Source organism: Variovorax sp. 10L426, assembly GCF_056395305.1.
The window spans coordinates 1-18139 of sequence record NZ_JBFTJF010000019.1; the positions used below are offsets into that span (position 1 = coordinate 1).

16 protein-coding genes are annotated in these 18139 nt (G+C 63.3%); 9 read left to right on the forward strand and 7 right to left on the reverse strand.

The genetic code is table 11. The features are described from left to right. From AC1DHL_RS23955 to AC1DHL_RS23965, 3 genes are all read right to left on the reverse strand, one after another. Positions 1 to 354: WD40/YVTN/BNR-like repeat-containing protein (locus AC1DHL_RS23955; protein WP_478163604.1), on the reverse strand; the 354-nt coding region annotated here is incomplete at its 3' end. Between the two features lie 12 nt (positions 355 to 366). Continuing rightward, the gene (locus AC1DHL_RS23960; RefSeq protein ID WP_478163605.1) at positions 367 to 1743 is read right to left on the reverse strand and encodes a DUF1329 domain-containing protein; all 1377 of its coding nucleotides are present in this window, start codon (positions 1741 to 1743) and stop codon (positions 367 to 369) included. A gap of 36 nt (positions 1744 to 1779) precedes the next feature. Further along, a complete protein-coding gene (locus AC1DHL_RS23965) occupies positions 1780 to 3615 on the reverse strand; it encodes a DUF1302 domain-containing protein (RefSeq protein ID WP_478163606.1) in 1836 nt (611 codons plus the stop codon). Positions 3616 to 4046: 431 nt separating this feature from the next. Here AC1DHL_RS23965 and AC1DHL_RS23970 point away from each other — a divergent pair, with 431 nt between their 5' ends. The 7 genes from AC1DHL_RS23970 to AC1DHL_RS24000 all read left to right on the forward strand — a co-directional run bounded on the left by AC1DHL_RS23970 (position 4047) and on the right by AC1DHL_RS24000 (position 10973). Then, entirely contained in the window at positions 4047 to 5087 is a 1041-nt protein-coding gene (locus AC1DHL_RS23970) for a helix-turn-helix domain-containing protein (RefSeq protein ID WP_478163607.1), read from the forward strand. Positions 5088 to 5224: 137 nt separating this feature from the next. Then, positions 5225 to 6148: a peptidyl-prolyl cis-trans isomerase gene (locus tag AC1DHL_RS23975; RefSeq protein WP_478096799.1), complete on the forward strand. Its 924-nt coding sequence runs from the start codon at positions 5225 to 5227 to the stop codon at positions 6146 to 6148. Further along, a complete protein-coding gene (locus AC1DHL_RS23980) occupies positions 6145 to 7167 on the forward strand; it encodes a HupE/UreJ family protein (protein WP_478163608.1) in 1023 nt (340 codons plus the stop codon). Before AC1DHL_RS23975 ends, AC1DHL_RS23980 begins: the two co-directional genes overlap by 4 nt. Positions 7168 to 7201: 34 nt before the next feature. Further along, the gene (locus tag AC1DHL_RS23985) at positions 7202 to 9421 is read left to right on the forward strand and encodes a DUF3604 domain-containing protein (protein WP_478163609.1); all 2220 of its coding nucleotides are present in this window, start codon (positions 7202 to 7204) and stop codon (positions 9419 to 9421) included. Positions 9422 to 9555: 134 nt separating this feature from the next. Further along, positions 9556 to 9945 (forward strand): fluoride efflux transporter FluC, encoded by a 390-nt coding sequence (locus tag AC1DHL_RS23990; RefSeq protein WP_478163610.1) that lies wholly within the window; start codon positions 9556 to 9558, stop codon positions 9943 to 9945. 12 nt (positions 9946 to 9957) lie between these two features. Beyond that, a complete protein-coding gene (locus AC1DHL_RS23995) occupies positions 9958 to 10341 on the forward strand; it encodes a CrcB family protein (RefSeq protein WP_478163611.1) in 384 nt (127 codons plus the stop codon). Positions 10342 to 10637: 296 nt separating this feature from the next. Then, a complete protein-coding gene (locus tag AC1DHL_RS24000) occupies positions 10638 to 10973 on the forward strand; it encodes a hypothetical protein (RefSeq protein WP_478163612.1) in 336 nt (111 codons plus the stop codon). Positions 10974 to 11008: 35 nt separating this feature from the next. Here AC1DHL_RS24000 and AC1DHL_RS24005 read toward each other — a convergent pair whose 3' ends face one another. From AC1DHL_RS24005 to AC1DHL_RS24015, 3 genes are all read right to left on the reverse strand, one after another. Continuing rightward, complete coding sequence (locus AC1DHL_RS24005) at positions 11009 to 13411, reverse strand: arylsulfatase (protein ID WP_478163613.1); 2403 nt, start codon at positions 13409 to 13411, stop codon at positions 11009 to 11011. 333 nt (positions 13412 to 13744) lie between these two features. Further along, complete coding sequence (locus tag AC1DHL_RS24010; protein WP_478163614.1) at positions 13745 to 14374, reverse strand: hypothetical protein; 630 nt, start codon at positions 14372 to 14374, stop codon at positions 13745 to 13747. Positions 14375 to 14482: 108 nt separating this feature from the next. Then, positions 14483 to 15490, reverse strand: a complete 1008-nt coding sequence (locus tag AC1DHL_RS24015; protein ID WP_478096789.1) for an AraC family transcriptional regulator — start codon at positions 15488 to 15490, stop codon at positions 14483 to 14485. A gap of 188 nt (positions 15491 to 15678) precedes the next feature. Here AC1DHL_RS24015 and AC1DHL_RS24020 point away from each other — a divergent pair, with 188 nt between their 5' ends. Together AC1DHL_RS24020 and AC1DHL_RS24025 are read left to right on the forward strand one after the other, a co-directional pair. Then, positions 15679 to 17085 (forward strand): DUF1254 domain-containing protein, encoded by a 1407-nt coding sequence (locus AC1DHL_RS24020; RefSeq protein ID WP_478163615.1) that lies wholly within the window; start codon positions 15679 to 15681, stop codon positions 17083 to 17085. Between the two features lie 121 nt (positions 17086 to 17206). Further along, positions 17207 to 17581 (forward strand): response regulator transcription factor, encoded by a 375-nt coding sequence (locus AC1DHL_RS24025; protein WP_478096785.1) that lies wholly within the window; start codon positions 17207 to 17209, stop codon positions 17579 to 17581. Positions 17582 to 17828: 247 nt separating this feature from the next. Here AC1DHL_RS24025 and AC1DHL_RS24030 read toward each other — a convergent pair whose 3' ends face one another. Then, a complete protein-coding gene (locus tag AC1DHL_RS24030; protein WP_478096783.1) occupies positions 17829 to 18014 on the reverse strand; it encodes a hypothetical protein in 186 nt (61 codons plus the stop codon). Positions 18015 to 18139 lie beyond the last annotated feature (125 nt).

Sequence of the window (18139 nt, forward strand, 5' to 3'; positions counted from 1 at the left end):
GTCGAGCAGGCCCGTCCAGCTCTGCCCGCCGTCGCGCGTGCCGAGCACCACGCCGTCATGGCCGGTCGCGTAGCCGACGTTGCCATCAACAAAGCTCACGGCAGTGAGGTCTGAGCTGACCGGAACCGGCACCTGCGTCCAATGGCGACTGCCATCTTCGGAGCGCACGATGTGACCGCGCTGTCCGACGGCGATGAGCCGCTCGCCGGCCCGCGCGATGCCCGTGATGAGGCGCTGATCCGCCAGCGGGCTCATTCGCGCGGGGCGGTCCAGCACCTCGCTGGCCGCTGCCGTGGCGGCGCCGGAGGCGGCCAGCGAGCCGAGCGCCGCCAGCAGCATGCTTCTGCGTTGCACGTCCACTCCGCTTCAGCGAACGCCGGAGCCGGCCAGGGCGTCCGCGGACCAGGCGTTGGCCGACTGCGGCTCCATGAACTTCAGCCCGACGTTGTAGGCGCCCATCAGCCCGGTCATGTTGTAGCCGCCGGTGGTGAAGTCGTGAAACGACTGGCCGACGCTGGTCGGTGCCGGCACTTCGTAGGCCGGGTTCGAATAGACGAAGCCGGCGCGGTAGAGCTGGCCGCGTGCGTCGTATTCGTCCGAAGCCACGGCGATCCAGCTGTCCTCGTCGATGTAGAAGGTGCGCTTGGCGTAGATGTGGCGCTTGTCCGCCTTCAGCGTTGCCTCGACCACCCACACGCGATGCGCCTCCCAGCGCACATAGTCCGGGTTCAGGTGGTTTGGCGTGGTCACCGCGTACGGATCCTTGGCGTAGATCAGCTTGAACGCGTTGTAGGGCACCAGCATCTCCTGCTTGCCGACCAGCTTGAAGTCGTAGCGGTCCATGGCGCCGTTGAAGACCCAGGCGTCGTCGTAGGTCGATGCGCCGGCCGAGCCGGGGTTGGGCGTGTCGTAGGCGATGTCCGGTGCGAGCTTCACGCGGCGCTGGCCGGGCAGGTACTGCCAGGCGCGGCGACCGTTCTTCATCGGGTTGATGTAGTCCTGCGCGAGCAGCGCTTCACCCGCTCGGCGCGCGGGTGCGGTGTAGGCGATCTTGGTGCGGAAGTAGATGTCGCTGTCGCTCGAGGCGCCGGTGCGCTTCGGGTCGTAGTACGGGTAGTCCATGTAGATCTGGCCCGTGGTGGCCAGCACCGCCTTGCCCGACGAGTCGACGTTGATCGAGTCGTACTGCGTGTAGGAGCTCTGGCCGGTGAAGCGCAGCAGGTGGTTCCACATCACCTCGTTGCCGGTCTTGGGGATCGGGAAGGGAATGCCCGCGAAGGTGCCTTCGAGGCCCAGGCCGTCGTCGGTGGTCTTCACGGCGGTGGCGTTCTTCACCGTGTTCTCGAGCACGTACTTGGGGAAGGCCATCGAGCGGTGCGACGGGTAGACGTCCACGCGCATGGTCGGGTACTTCTTCAGCAGCTCCTTGGTACCGGCGGTGAGCTTGCCTTCGTACTGCGCCATGTTCTGCGTCGTGATGGCGTAGAGCGGCTTCTCGGCGGCGTACGGGTCGGGGCGGATGCCCGAGCCCTTCTCGTAGCCCGAGGGCAGCGTGGTGAGGCCGCCGGTGTACTCGGGGATGGTTTTGTCGGCGTTGCCTGCGCGTTCTGCACCGGTTTGCGTGAGGGTGGTACCGAGCTTCCTGGCTTCATCGGCCGAGACGGCGGCGAGGGCGGAATGGGCGGCCAGCGCGAGCAGCGCGCCGGCCCAGAGCGGGCGTGTCTTGAGGCGGGTGGTCTTCATGGGATTTGTCTCCGTGAGGGTTGCGGTGGGGGCGACTCAGAAGGTCGCCTTGAAAGTCAGCAGCACATGCCCGCGGTCGGACAGGCTGGCGTAGGTGCCGTTCGGCACATTCATGGCACCGGTCGGCGTCGTGCTGTAGTCGCCGTAGAAGCCGACGTAGCGCAGCGCGAGGTTGTATTTGGACTGGAAGTCCGCGGCGATGCCGATGCCGAAGGAGCCGGCGTTCTTGTTGCCGCCGGTCAGCACGGCCGAGTTGCCCGACAGGCCACCCGCCCAGCTCAGCGGCAGCGAGATGTCCACGCTCGGGAACACCTGGTACCAGGTGGGCGTGAAGTTCAGGCCCAGGCCGAAGTAGTCCTTGCTGACCGCATCGACGTTCGCGGGGTTGGCCGCGTAGAGCGCGCTGCCCTTGAAGGCACCGGGGTTCTGCGTGACGCTGAGCCAGCGATTCCACACCAGTTCGGCATTCCAGGTGGCACTGTCGAAGAGCGGCGTCTTGGAGACGGTGCCCAGCAGGTTGAACACGCCGTGCATCGTGTTGCCGCGTGCGCCGGGCGTGTCGCCGCCGAGTTGGGCGAGCTGCGCCAGCGAGATCGCGCCCGTGGCCGGATTGACCAGGGGTGCGGGCAGCACCTGCACCGGCACGCTCTGCAGCGGCATGTTCTGGCGGTAGCTGAGCTCCGCCCCGACGCTCAGGCCGGCAACGTTCTTCGACAGGCTCAGGCCGTAGATGTCGATGTCGCGCCCATAGAAGGCCTGGTACTGGCCCACGTAGCCGGCCTGGATCTGGGGCAGTGTGGCCGCGCCTGGATTGATGTAGCAGGTGCTCGGGCCGACGGGGCGCAGTCCGGCGCGCGTGCAGGCTGCGGCGGGCACGCCCGCGGCGACAGCGGGCATGAGGGCGAGCTGCGGCTGGATGTCTGCCGTGCGGCGGCCGTACAGGCCGGCGGTGCCGTCCAGCCACTCCGGGCTCCAGCGCGCCGACAGGCCGAAGTCGCCAGTCTTGTTCGGCTCCGAGTTGGTGGCTTGCAGCAGGCGCTGGCCCGGTCCCGCGATGAGCGATTCGCCGCCGTGCAGCAAGGCATCGTTCACCGTCAGGTAGCTGCCGGACTCCGGATAGCGTGCGCTCTCCCAGTCGAAGAAGGTCTGTGCCGACAGCGACAGGTCGGGCCTCGGCTGCACCTGCAGGGTGGCCGAGTTGCGCGGGCGGTAGAGCTCCTTGGCTTCGATGCCCGGTGTGGCGAGCGCCTTCCACAGGTCCAGCGAATACTGGCCGTAGGAGATGCCGTGGATGGCGCCGCCGCCGAGCAGGCTCTCGCCCCAGTAGACAGTGGTCTTGCCCAGCCGCAGGCCGACGTTCGTGTCGCCGAAGTCCATGTTGCCGAAGACGAAGGCGTCCAGCAGTTCGCCCGACGGGCCCTTGGCGTAGCGGCTGGTGTAGGGCGACAGGATGCCGGCCGTCGGCAGGCCATAGGACAGCGTGTTGGCCGTCGCGTTGTTGTGGTTGTCCAGGCTGTTGTAGGCGCCGTCGGCCCAGGCCGCGCCGCTCAGGCGGAAGCCGTACTTCTTGTCGACCACCAGGTCCATCTCGCTGAGCAGGTCCAGGCGGTTGGCGATCAGCGAGTGGTTGTTGAAATTGCGGTCGCCGTCATCGAAGTTGGGGTTGCCCAGAATGGCCTTGTCCTGGCCCTGAACGCGCTGGCCGAGGTTGTAGCGCAAGGTGTTGTCCCAGCGCAGGACGATATCCGGATTGCCGGTGTCGATCTCCATGGCGTGGGAGAGCGGAGCGATGGCGATAAGGGCCAGCGCGGCGGTGGTCACCGCGCTGAGACGATGGATGCTGGCGGGCGCGCAAAAAACACGGTGGGGCACGAAAAAAGTCTCCTCGGAGGTTTGCAGTGAAGGCGGGACTTGAGTGCCCGCTCGGGGGAAAGAAAAGAGTCAGCAGTCGCCCATCTTTCGGGCGTCGATCAGCAGCACGCGGCGAAGGGCGCCGGTGACCAGCACGCGCTTGCCGCGAAGATTCCTGATGCTCATGACCCGTCACGCTCCAGGTACTTCCGGCGACCCCGGATCGTGGAGACAATCGCCGTGCCCGAGCGGTGGTGCCCGGCAAGGATCGAGGTGCTGATGAGTTCGTCGAACATGGGGGTTTCTTCCGCAATGCCGGAAGAAGTAAGTGAGTGCGGATGGAGTACATGGATGATCGAAAAAGTGGCTGATTTCGGCAAAGTCACTTGCCGACACTTGCTTGTCAATTTCCGACAAGCTGGTGGATACCCGCCCCTGTCCGGAGCCCCGCGATGACCGCTTCGCCGAAACGCGTCCCGGTGCGCTACCTGTCGCTGCTGCTGGGTTTTCTTGCGGCGCAGAAGGTGGACACGACGCGTCTGCTGGAGATGGCGAAGCTCGAAGCGAGCCGCTTCGAGCGCAGCGACGGCATGCTGCTGCCGACGGAGGTGGAGGCATTGATCATTGCGGCGTACCGCCTCACGGGCCGCACAGATCTCGGCTTCGAGGCCGGGCGGCTGATCAAGCTGAACTCGCACGACCTCCTCGGCTACGCCATGCTCAGTTGCCGGGATCTCGACCACATGCTGCGGCTCACCAGCCGCTACTACCACTTCATCAACGAGCTGTTCACGATGAGGTACCGGCGCTGGCCGGATCGTGGCGAGGCGGTGTTCAGCCCGGTGGCCGCGATGCCCGTGCAGACGATGCGCTTCGTCATGGACGTGATCGCGCTGTCGGTGCAAAACCAGTTCGAGATGCTGTTCGGGCCCGACATGGCTTCGTACGACATCCACATGGGGATGCCGCCCCCGGAGCACCATGCGCGCTACGCCAACCTGGGCGCGGCACGCTTCCACTTCGATGATGGCGCCCTGCCCGGTGTCACGGTGTCCATGGACAGTGCCCTCCTCGACCGGCCGCTTCCGATGGCGGCGCCGCAAGTGGTCGAACAGATCGAGGAGCGGATGCAATCCCTGCAGCGCCGGCCGGTTCCGGACGCGGGCTGGGGCGACTATGTCGCCATGCTGCTGCGGGAGTCAAAGGGGCAGGTCACGCTCGACGACATCGCGCAGCGGATGAACATCTCCGCGCGCACCATCGACCGCAACCTGAAGAAGGAGCATCTGAATTTCCGCGACCTGTCGCAACAGGTGCGCTTCGAGCGTGCACGCGAGCTGCTCGGGCAGCGGGGGGCGACGGTGGCACGGGTGGCCGAGCAGCTCGGCTTCAGCGATGCCGCCAACTTCAGCCGTGCGTTTCGGCGTCACGCCGGTGTGACACCTGGGGAGTTTCAGCAGCAGGCCGGTTCGAGCCCAGACGGGCCTCCGTAACGCGCGGATTTCACTCCGTGTCAACTGCCCTTTGGTGAGAGTGCACACGGACAGCCGTCGGCGTATGCTGACTTCGCGTGTTGGAGCGTCCTCCACAGGCGGAATCAAGAAAAAGCACCCTCCGTTCAGCGCACACGATGAAGTCAGACGCACAGGCCACCTCATCCGTGCCAGGGCCTCGCTCGCGCCTGAGGCGCCTGTTGCGTGAGCCGTTGCTGCATTTCCTTCTCGCGGGCTTCGCGCTGTTCGTGATCTACGGCGGCTTGCACGGGTCAGCGAGCAAGGAAGATCCGCGTAAGATCGAAGTCTCCGCCGACGACATCCGCCGCATCCAGATCTCCTGGCTGGCGCAGTGGCAACGGCCCGCGACGCCGACCGAATTGCGCGGGTTGATCGAAGAACACCTCAAGGAAGAAGTCCTCTACCGTGAGGCGCTTGCGCTGGGCCTGGACAAGGACGACACCATCGTCCGGCGCCGCCTGGCCCAGAAGATGGACTTCCTCGCGGAAGACGTGGCGACGCTGCGCGAACCGGCACCGGGAGAACTCGAAGCGTGGTTTGCGCAGAACCAGGCGCGCTATGCGCCCGAGCCGCTCATCACCTTCCACCATCTCTACTTTTCATCCGACAAGCGCGGCACCAACGCGCAATCGCAGGCGAGCAAACAACTCGCCGCGCTCGGCGCAAAGGCTGCCGACAAGGACGCCGCTGGCGGCGATGCGTTCATGTTCCAGAACGCCTACACCGAGGAGACGCAGGACCGCGTCGCCCGTGTCTTCGGAACGAAGTTCGCCAACAGTGTCTTCCAGCAGACGGCGGGTGGATGGCGCGGCCCGATCGAATCGGGCTACGGCTGGCACCTTGTCTGGATCGATGCGCTGACACAGAGCCACCCACCGGCTTTCGACACTGTTGCAGAGCAGGCGAAGGAAGACTGGCTGGCCGAGCAACGCGCGAAGCAAAAGCAGGCCACGCTCGATGGGCTGCGGGCGCGCTACAAGATCGTGATAGACAACCCGGAAGCGGTGAGCGCGGCGGTCGCGCCTCCCGCCAACAAATGACGGCCCGCAACGTCAGGCCCTGGCTGCCGCTCGTCGCGGCACTGCTCTTCTGGCTCGCCGCAACCCCCGTCGCGCAGGCGCACGACGCACGGCCTGCCTATCTGGAGATCAACGAGATCGGTGCCGGCCGATACGACGTGCTTTGGCGCACGCCGGTTTACGCGGGTATGCGGCTCCCGGTGACCCTGCGCCTTCCTGAGACGGTCCGCAATGTCGTGGAGCCGAAGCAGAAGGAACTCGACGACGCGCTGATCGAGCGGCGCATGATCGATGCCGGTCCGGCCGGACTGATCGGACAGCGCATCGAGTTCGTCGGCCTGCAGGCGAGCATCACCGATGTGCTGGTTCGCGTGTCGCTGCGCGACGGTACGCAGTCGACCACGCTCGTGCGGCCCGTGCAGCCGTGGATCGATGTGGCGGCGGCACCCGGCGCTACGGCGGTCGCATGGGCCTTCCTCGTGCATGGCGTCGAGCACATCCTGGGCGGCTTCGACCATCTGCTGTTCGTTTTCGGACTGCTGCTCATCGTGCGCGGGGGATGGATGCTGGTGAAGACGGTCACGGCCTTCACGGTGGCGCACTCCATCACGCTCGCACTCGCCGCGCTCGGCGTTGTGCATGTGCCGGGGCCGCCGGTCGAGGCGACGATTGCGCTGAGCATCCTGCTGCTCGCCGTCGAGATCGTGCGCCAGAACCGCGGGGAGCCGGGCTTCGTCGCGCGCTGGCCGTGGGTCGTGGCCTTCTGCTTCGGGCTCCTGCACGGCTTCGGCTTTGCGGGCGCGCTCGCGGAGATCGGGTTGCCGAAGAACGAGTTGCCGCTGGCGCTCTTCTTCTTCAACGTCGGCGTCGAAATCGGTCAGCTTGTGTTCGTGGGCGCAGTGCTTGCGGTGCGCGCGCTGCTGCTGCGCTTGCGGCCGCCGGCATTCGCCGTTCATCGTGCGCCTGCCATCGCGTCGTATGCGGTCGGGACGCTGGCCGCATTCTGGTTTTTCGAGCGCGTTGCGGTCTTCTGGACCTGAGCGCGCAAATTCAATACTCCAAGGAGCGTGCATCATGAAGACCAGACATCGTGCAGGTACCCGCGCGCTGCAGGGCGCCTTGCTGTTGCTCGTTATTGCGCCTGCGTGGGCGGCCGAAGGCAACCCCGACCGCAACGTCTATTTTGGCCAGACCCACTCGCACACGAGCTGGTCCATGGATGCCTACCTGATCGGCAACCACGTCACCACGCCGGAGGATGCCTACAAGTATTCGTTGGGCTTTCCGGTGAAGCATCCGGGCGGCTTCGATGTGAAGATCAAGGGACGCCCGCTCGACTTTCACGGTGTGACGGACCATTCGGAATACGTCGGTGTCTTGGCGATTGCCAACGATCCCACCTCGGCGCTGAGCAAGACCGAGGTGGGCAAGAGGTTGCAGGCCAAGACGCCGGCAGAGTTCAACGCGACGTTCCAATGGCTGGCAGCCAGCCTGGCGAAACATGAGCCGATCAAGGAACTGGTGAGCCCCGAAGTGGCCGGCACTGTCTGGAAGAAGAACATCGAGATTGCCGACAAGTACTACAAGCCGGGCAAGTTCACCACCTTCGTTGCCTACGAATGGACCTCGGCGCCCAACAACCGCAACATGCACCGCAACGTGTTCTTCAAGGACTCGAAGCACGTGCCGGCCCTGCCCTTCTCGGCCATCGATTCGGACCGCCCGGAAGCCCTCTGGGCGTGGATGGACGGGCAACGCAAGGAGGGCAACGAAGTTCTCGCCATCTCGCACAACGCGAACCTCAGCGACGGCCTCATGTTCCCGGTGGATGTGGACGATCGGGGCCGCCCCATCGATGCCGCGTGGGCCGAAACGCGCATGCGCAACGAATTCCTCACCGAGATCCACCAGGTCAAGGGCACCTCCGAAACGCATCCGGGCCTCTCGCCCAATGACGAATTCGCGGGCTACGAGATCATGAGCTTCCTGCTCGGAGTACCGAACAGCAGCTCGAACATCAATGGCAGCTACATCCGCGAGGCTTACGAGAACGGCCTGGCGATGCAGGCCTCGCGCGGCTACAACCCCTACAAGATGGGCGTGGTCGGCGCCAGCGATTCGCACAACACGGTCGTTCCCTACTCCCAATCCAACAACTTCGGTTCGCACGGCTTTGCGGACGGGACGGCCAAGGCGCGGCTTGCGGGGCGGGTCGAATCCGGCATGTCGGTGATCCAGACCAGCGTCTCCGGCCTCGGCGGCGTGTGGGCGGAAGAGAACACGCGTGAATCAATCTTCGCGGCGATGCAACGCAAGGAGGTGTACGGCACCAGCGGCGTGCGCATTCCGGTGCGCCTGTTCGGCGGCTGGAATTACGACGAGAAACTGTGGAAGGAAAAAAACTGGGTCCACACCGCCTATGCGAACGGCGTCCCGATGGGTGGCGATCTTCCGGCTGTGGCCGGCAAGGCGCCGTCCTTCGTGGTCTGGGCCGTGAAGGACCCGGACGACGGAAACCTCGACCGCATCCAGATCATCAAGGGCTGGACGAAGAGCGGCCAGACCTTCGAGAAGATCTATGACGTCGCATGGTCGGGCAACCGCAAGCTCGACGCGAATGGCCGCGTAGGCCCCGTGGGCTCGACGGTCAACATCTCGAAGGCGACCTACACCAACACCATCGGCGTGACCGAATTGAAGAAGGTCTGGACCGACCCCGACTTCGATCCTTCGGTGCACGCCTTCTACTACGCCCGCGTGCTGCAGATCCCAACGCCGCGCTGGAGCACCTACGACGCGGCCAAGCTGGGCGTGCCGCCGCCGGCGGACGTTGCTTCCACCGTGCAGGAGCGCGTGTGGACCTCACCCATCTGGTACACCCCCACGCCCGAAGCAGCGAAGACTGCAAAGGCCGGCACGACGGTCGAGGAACTGAAGAGTCGCGGCGCCACACCCCTCGCCGACGCGGACCTGAAGGCCCTGATCGTCGACAAGTCGATGAAGGTGCGCAACACCGTCACCGGCCAGCAGTTCGAGATGCTTTACGAGAGCAGCGGCCAGCGCTGGATCAACAGCGTCGACGGCAAGCAGACCGCGCCGGATCAAATCCTCAGCGCGATGCACGGTGCGGCGTTCGGCATCGCCGCCAAGTACGAGATCAAGGACGGGCGCGTCCTCACCACGATGAACGGCGTGCCGTGGAACGTGACGGTCTACAAGGTCGGCGACAAGTACGTGGCCGCGCGTGGTAATGAATTCGGCTATGCGAACTACGAAGTGGTGGAGATCAAGTAATCGCGTGGCCTGACCGCGACCCTGTCGGGTCGCGGCCTCCTCAGAGCGGGTCAACTACGGCGGCGGGGGTGAAGATCCACCGAGCTCTTTGCCACAATTCAAGCTGCACGTGCTCCTTCTCTGAGGAGACCAAAATGAACCCGGTAGACGTTCTGTGGGTTGGCGTGGGTGGTGGCCTGGGGTCGCTGTTGCGCTGGGGGGTTGGAAGAGCGATCGGGGAACGCTACCGCGGTGACTTTCCGCTCGGCACTTTCCTGACGAATGTCTCGGGCGCCTTCGTCATCGGATATTTGTCTGTCCTGTTCAACGTCGACTGGCATGACCGCTACGGCACGGTGCTCAATGCCGCCATCCTCACCGGGTTGCTAGGGGGCTACACGACCTTCAGCAGCATGCAGCTCGGCGCCGCGGAGCTGGTCGCAGGGAAGCGAACAGCGCTTGCAGTGTCCTATCTGCTTCTTTCGACTGCAGTCGGCTTGCTTGCCGCAGTATTCGGCTCCGCGATCGCCCGAGCACAAGGTTAGCGAGGTGATGCCGTGATCAAGACTGCCGTTTTCATTTTCGCGGGCGGAGCTGTGGGCGCCATTCTCCGAGAACTCCTCATGATCGTGACGCCAACGATGACGCACGGCTTCCCGCTCGATATCCTTGCTGCGAATCTGGTGGCTTCGTTGTTGCTCGGGTTCGTGACGGCGCTGCACAGTCGAAAGCTGGTGTCCGACAGCGTCAACACGCTGTTCGGATCAGGCGTCGCGGGCGGGCTATCGACGTTTTCGAGTTTTGCCTACGGCGTGACGGTGCTGATGGCGGCGTCTTCCATGAGCGCTATCGTCGCGGCGGTGTACGTTGTGATCAGCCTGATGCTCGGCTACCTCGCTGTCGTTTTCGGTCTGAAGATCGGTAGACAACAGTCTCCATAGGCGAGCGTCGTGGTCTTCACACTCCACACCCCATCGCTATACTCCGCCCCATCACGTCAAAACTCGACGTGATCGGGTTTGACAGCCCGAAGCAATCTGAGAACGCAAGCCGCAGTCCCGCACAGAGTCTGCGGCTTCGCTGTTCGCGCCACCAATTTTTTGGCGGCTCGGACGGGGAGCCGTGAGGCTCGCCGGTTTTCCTTGGATTGCCCGGTCTGTCAACCCGTTCGAGTCGCCGCCATCGTTTGACAGCGAGGGCGGCGGTTGTAGCAAACCGCAATCCTTGGAGGCCGTTGATGGCACACCCTACTTGCGCACCCGCGCGCCACCCGAACGTTCGCCCCGCCGGCGAGAACTCGCTCCACAAACCCGAAGTCGATCGCGCCGCGCTGGCCAAGCAAGTCGAAGCCGAACTCAGCGCATTGAGAGAGGCGTATCGCGCCGGCGCATGCGTGCGCAAGCTTCTTTTTCAGGTGCAAGGCTCGCCCAGCGGTGAATGCGATATCAGCCGCACCGAGGCGGAAGCTCTGGTGGCTTTGGTCAACGCAGAGTTCGAGCGCCGCGCGCAAATCGCCAAGGCAACCATCGCGTTGATGCCAGTCGCAGGTACTGCCGATGGCAACGCAATTTAATCGCCAAGGCAAACCATCGCCAGCGGTCGATGCGTCTACTGCCGCGCCATCGCAATGCGCAGGGCATCTTCCGGCGAGACCAGATGATCAACGCTTTCTGCGGCGTCGGCTATGGCAAGTTGCACGCCTTTGACGCGCCCGTTGAACGCGTTGTCCTTGGGTCCGTAGTCGGGAGACACCGGTGCGCCGCTGTCTTCGCCCACATCGCAGCCGTCGTCCGCGGAGAAGACCATGGCCTGAGTCATCGGAACAGCACCCTCGCCGGCCTTCTTTCCGTCGACGAACAACGTCACCTGGCCGCCTTTGCCTAGACCCCCTCCCGCGTACGCGAACTCCATGCGTACCTGGTGCTCGCCGGTCGGCAGCGGGTCTGCGGACTCCACGAAATAGTGGTTCACGCCCGCCACGTTGTAGCAGTACTTGAGCTTGCCCTGGTGCGCGTACAGGCTCCATCCGCCGATGTTCGCGCCCTGCGCAATGATCACCCCCTGCGCGCCGGAGCCTGGGACCTCGATCTGGGCAGTGACGGAGTGGGACTTGTTCTTGAGGTTGAGAACACAGTTCTCCGACAGCCGGCTCATTCCGCCGAACAACAACTGCGTCTTTCCCCTGATCAGGACGGGCCGGCCTGCGGTATCGGGGTTCATCTTTTCGACCACCCGATCGTCGATGGGCAGCACCTTGTAGCGTGTTGCCTCAATCAGCCACAGGCGCTGCAGCTCGTGCAGCTTCTCGGGCATCTGCTTCGACAGGTCACGCGCCTGGCTCCAGTCCTTGGTCGTGTCGTAGAGCTCCCAGACATCGTCGTCGAGCGCCACGGTCTTGCGGCCCACGAGAACCCACGGCGTCCCGTGCTTGGTGACCGCGGTCCAGCCCTTGTGATAGATGCCACGGTTGCCGAACATCTCGAAGTACTGCGTCTCGTGCCGCTCTGCTGCATTCGCGTCGTTGAACGCATACAGCATGCTGACGCCTTCGAGCGGGTCTTGCGCCACGCCGTTGACCTCGACCGGGTCGGGCAGGCCCGCCGCCTCGAGAATCGTCGGCGCGATGTCGATCACGTGATGAAACTGCGAACGCATCTCTCCCTTGGCCTCGATCCCCTTCGGCCAATGGACGATCGTGCCGTTGCGTGTTCCGCCCCAGTGGGAGGCCACCTGCTTGGTCCATTGGTAAGGGGTGTTCATTGCGTGGGCCCAGCCCACGGCATAGTGGTTGTACGACTCGGGACCGCCGAGCTTGTCGTAGCGTGCCATCAGAAACTCAGGTGTTTCAAGTGCGGCGAGCCCGTTGAAATTGGCCATCTCGTTGTAGGCACCGTTCAACGTGCCCTCGGCGGAGGCTCCGTTGTCGCCGACGATGTAGTAGACGAGCGTGTCGTCGAGGATGCCGAGCTTCTCCAGGCTGTCGAGCAAGCGGCCGACGTGATGGTCGGTGAACTCCATGAAGCCTGCGTAGACCTCCATCTGCCGGCGCAGGATCGGCTTGAGCGCTTCCGGCATGTCGCCCCAGGCGGGGATTTCTTCGTGGCGCGCGGTGAGTTCGCAATCGGCCGGGATCACGCCTAGCGCTTTCTGCCGGGCAATGGTTTCCTCGCGCAGCTTGTCCCATCCCTGGTCGAACTTGCCCTTGTACTTGTCGGCCCACTCCTTGGGCACGTGATGGGGCGCGTGGGTGGCGCCGGGCGCGAAGTAGGCAAAGAACGGCTTGTCGGGTGCAAGGGCCTTCTGCTGCCCGATCCAGGACATGGCCTTGTCGGTCATGTCCTCCATCAAGTGGTAGCCCTCCTCTGGCGTCTTCTTCGGCTCGACTGGATTGGTGCCTTCATACAGGCTCGGATACCACTGGTTGGCTTCGCCCCCGATGAAACCGTAGAAATACTCGAAGCCGCCGCCGCCAGTCGGCCACGCGTCAAAAGGGCCCACCGAACTTGTCTCCCACACCGGCACCTCGTGGCATTTGCCGAACTGGGCCGTGGAATAGCCGTTGAGCTTCAACGTGCGCGCCAGGGGTGACATGGAGTTGGGAAGCACCGAGCTGTAGCCCGGGGCCCCTGTGGCGATTTCGGTGATACCACCCATGCCGCAGGAGTGGTGGTTGCGGCCGGTCAGCAAGGCCTGGCGCGTCGGCGAGCAAAGAGCCGTGGTGTGAAAGCGGTTGAACTTCAGGCCGGCCGCGGCCAGCTTCTCCGCGTTTGGGGTGTGGCAAGGGCCGCCGAAGGCGCTGGCCGAACCGAACCCGGCATCGTCGATGAGAATGATCAACACGTTGGGCGCGCCCTTGGGTGGACGCAATTGGTCGATCGGCGGAAACTTGGTGTCGGGGTCCCGCGCGTCGTAAGTGATAAGGCCGGGCCTCGACGTGTTGCGCATCGGGAGATGCGTACGAATCTTCCCATCATCCGAAACTTGGTTCTTCGGCTTGGCTTGATTGCTCACGACTTTCTCCTCGATTGATTCGATGGAGCAAATTCACATCACGGACGTGCCCGCCCCTTGGTCCGTCCGTCTTTCAGGTCGAGGCACGGAGCGTACTCGGAACAGGTCTTGCCCGCCACTGGAACTCCTTCAGGCTTGCGGCCTGGTGCGTAGCTGAGGCCGCTCCACCGAATCCAACGCACGCTCTGCGACGTATGGCGTTGTGCCCTCTTCCCTCTTGTATGAACGACGGGGGATATTCATACCGAGCTCCATGACCACCCTCGCCGCCGCGTCGGAAGGCGTGGTCCTGTGAGCCCTCTTCAACGAAGCCCATTGCCGAGTTGATCCGGCTCAGGCGGCCTGAAGCACGGCCTCTTCGAACGAACGCAAGGGCTTGATGAACGGCTCCAGCAGCTTGCCCGATTGTTCGCTCGTCAGCACTTCGGACGGCGCCAGCTTGGTCAGCGTGCGCGCCGCCGGATTCGGTTCCCACACGTCCTCGCCCAGCAGACGGCACTGGTCGTCGTACGGCCAGAACATCTGCATGCCGGGAACGCGGATGAGGTAGTACGCGTTCTCGTCGTCCACCTGGATACCGTTGGCGACCAGCGTCTTGCCGTGCGTCTGCTGGTACATGGTCGACACCGAAGCGATGAAGTTGTCGGCGACCGCGATCTGTTCGTCCTCTGCGTAGAAGATCGACTGGTTCGTCTGCGCCCAGACGGCATAGAACCCCTTGACGGACTCACGGCCCGCGAGTGTGGCGCTGTTGCCGGCCACTTCGAAATGGTAGGTGGGATTGTCGACCGTCATGTCCGGCGCGAAGATCTCCTCATAGCGGCCAGCGATCTCGAGAAAGCGGTGTCGGTGGTAGGCCTCGAGCATGAAACGGTGACGCGGATTGGTCGTCACCTTCAGGAGTTCGTCGATGGCGCGGTTGGTCTTGCGGACATCGAGGTTCGGGTTGTTCAGGATCATCATGGACTCGCGTTGGTTAGGAGGTCCGTGGATCTTCGATCTGCGTCTCCAGTGGCGCAAAGTCACTTGCCGACACTTCCTAGTCTTTTCTTGCCATTCCGGTGTATACCCTTACCAGCCCGTGGCAGGCTTTCTGCGGAAGTCCTGCGGTGCTGCTCCTGTTGCCTTTCTGAACGCACGGGCGAAGTTCGCCGGCGCCGAGTATCCAAGCTCGGTCGAAATTTCGGTGATCGAAGCCTGGCTCCCGCCCAGCAGTTCTTTCGCTCGCTGAACTCGAACGACGTTCACCAGTTCTCGGAAGTCAGTGCCGTGGTGATGAAGCGCCCGCTGCAGCGAGCGGACACTGGTATCGAGCGCCCGTGCGGCGCTATCGATCGAGCCCTCGCCGGCAAGGACCTGCGCCCAAACTTGAGCCGTGACCACCGCCGGAAAGTTGTCAAGGCTTGCCGGCCCCGCTCGGGAGCGGGCGACATCCTCGATCGTGACCAACCTCATGGAGGGACGCCGCGACGCCGGGCCGTTCAGCCAATGCGCATCGAAACAGATCGAGACGGCGCTCGCGTCGAATACGACAGGACAAGCAAACGCTTCCTCGAAGAGCGATGCTTCTCGTGGACGAGGAATGTCCAGTTCGACATGTCGTGGGAGCCAGTTCGACGCCAGATAGGAGCGAAAAAGGCTGAGCATCACCCCCGCGCTGCCGCAGGCAACGTGGACGTAGCCGGGCCACCCACGCGCCGCGTTGAAATAGCTCAGACGCGCCGTCCCGCGGTCCACCGAGGATTCCATCCGATCCCCCGTGCTGTGATAGCCCAAGGTGGACACCGCACGATCGATCGCTGTGCGTAGCGTGTCCGCGGCCAGGACGTACTCGCCCCAACGCCCATACCGGGTCACGGAGAGGTGAGGCGCGACCAGCAAGCCAAGATGTGGCTCCCCCGCGCGTCGCTCGATTTCCTTCAGAAAGCCCGTCATGGTCGCCTGAGGAATGAAGCAGTCGTGGTGCTCGATCAGTTCAATGTCGAGCATCGCCGCTTGCTTGGCCTGTCTCAATACCTTTTCGCCGAATGCGTGACGGACCATCGCGGACACGCCAGCCATGGCCGTGACCGAGATCACTGGCGGAGCGTCGAGTCTGCCCCTCGGGGCACTTGGCGCGAAATGAGTGGTGGGCGGATTCACGAGCCACTAACCTCCCTCGAAGGGTGACGACGAGCAACATCGTGTCTGAATCCGGCCGGATGCCTTGGCACTTGGCTCGGGCGCCGTCGAATGCCAGAAATGGTCAACATGGAGAAACCGGATCTATGAAGTCTAGTGCTGTTACAAGCTGGGCGCTGGCCGCGAGCCTTGTCGCGGGTAGCGCAGCCGCCCAGGCGCTGAGCGCGGACGAGGCGAAGAACATCGCGGTCGATGCTTATGTCTACGGGTACTCCTTGATCTCGGTGGAGATGTCGCGCAAGGTCATCACCAACGTGGAGAAGCCGACCACGACGCGCGCGCCAATGGGACAGTTCGCCAATCTGCGCGAGTATCCGTCCGCCGCCTACCGTGACGTCACGGCGCCAAACGCGGACACGCTGTATTCCAATGCGTTCATCGATGTCTCCAAGGAGCCGTGGGTGGTCAGTTGGCCGGACATGGGCGATCGGTACTATGTCTGGGAGTTCTACGATGCATGGGTGCCGGTGATTTTCGATCCCGGCTCTCGTACCACGGGCCAGAAGGCTCAAACCTATGCCATCACCGGGCCGGGTTGGACCGGGGAGCTCCCTGACGGCGTGAAGCAGGTGAAGTCGCCGACATCTACCGTCTGGATTCTGGCGCGAACCTACTCCACCGGTTCGCCCGAGGACTACAAGGCGGTCTGGGCACTACAGGACCAGTACAGGCTTCAGCCTCTCAGTTCCTGGGGAAAGAAATACGATCCGCCACCGACGAAGGTCGATCCGAGCGTCGATATGAAGCGCTCCGTACGTGACAACGTCAATGCACTTGATGCGGCCAGCTATTTCCAATGGATGGCCGAACTGATGAAGAACAATCCACCGGCGCCCGACGACGGCCCGATGGTTTCCAGGATGGCGAAAATCGGGATTGTCCCTGGGCAGAAGTTCGACCTTCGAAAATTTGACCCGGCCGTGGCCAAGGCGATCGAGGAAGCCCCCAAGACGGCATGGGCGAAGATCGTCGAATACACCAAGGATTCTGGTCAAACCAAAAACGGTTGGCTGCTCAACCTCAAAGTCGGTCACTACGGCACTGACTATATGGCCCGCGCCTGGCTTTCCGCGTTCGGCATTCCTGCCAACGCGCCGAAGGACGCGGTCTATGTCGTCGGACTCAAGGATGCCGACGGCGAGCCACTGGATGCCGCGCGCAACAAGTATGTCGTTCGCTTCAAGAGCAAAAGCGATTTACCACCTGCAAGCGGCTTTTGGTCGCTGACGATGTACGACGATCAGTACTTCTTCATCCCCAATGCCTTGAATCGGTATACCGTGAGTTTGCGGAATCAACTCAAGGCCAACGCCGACGGCTCGATCGATCTGTACGTACAGAAGGACAGCCCTGGTCCGGACAAGGAGTCGAACTGGCTCCCGGCGCCGTCGGGCGGATTCATCCCCATGTTCCGCTTGTATTGGCCCAAGGAGACCCCGCCATCAGTTCTGGATGGCTCTTGGTGGCCTCCGGTGATCAGCAAGGTGCGCTGATGTCCCACATGATTGATATCTCTGCACCGTAGGTGCAATGTCATCGACTCGCTTCAAGGCCGGGGTGATTGCTCTGAGAACGTGACAAGCCTCGACAGTTCGGAACAGCGCAGGTGCGAAGTTGAGGGAACCTACTGTTTTCATCGTTGACGACGATGACGCCTGTCGTGATTCGATTCGCGAGCTGGTAATTTCGTTTGGATTGAGCGTCGAGGTCTTCGCTTCGGCTTTCGAGTTCCTGGCTGCTTTTGAGCCGGATTGGCGTGGCTGTCTTGTGCTTGACCAGCAGATGCCGCGCATGAAGGGAATCGCACTGCAAGAGCGCCTGCACGAGACGGGTGTTCAATTGCCGATCGTTTTCATCAGTGGCAGCGTCGACATTGCAACCGCAGTCAAGGCCATCCGAGAGGGTGCAGTTGATTTCCTTCAGAAACCCTATCCGCAGCACCAGTTGCTTGATGCAATCTACAACGCACTGGCGCGGAATTCCTCCTGAGCCTGAGGAGGCAAGCTCGCCGTGCTTGATCCGATCGAACGCACGCCGCTGGAAACGCCTGCGCACTGGCTGTGAGCGGAGGACAAATCGCCCCTGGCCCCGCTTGGCGCTGCGTCGCACCAGAAGTCTTGCGACGAGGACCACTCACGGCGCATCACGCGAAGCTCCATCAGGCATTGACGAAGTAGGGCCATCTTGAATCTCCTCAGGCTGCAACGTGGAATTCGCGATCTGGACGGGTCATGTGTCAAACGATATCCCCACCCAACAACATTGGCCCCACCCTTAAGGGAGGGGCCGCCTTGAGGACTGCCCCCGACCCCCTCAGGACGACGTCGGGAAGCGACACGCGTTCCAGCACCACGATGCGCGGCTCCAGCAACTGGCACACCGCCTGAACGTCGTCCACCTCGCGCAGGATGTCGCCGAGCACGCCGGCAGGGAATCGTCTCGACGAACACCACGTCGTCCGGAATGCAAGGCAAGGTCTTCAAGTAGGCAGCTACGCCTTGCAGCTCTCATGGCCTTGCACGGACCGATGACATAAACTCCCTTGCT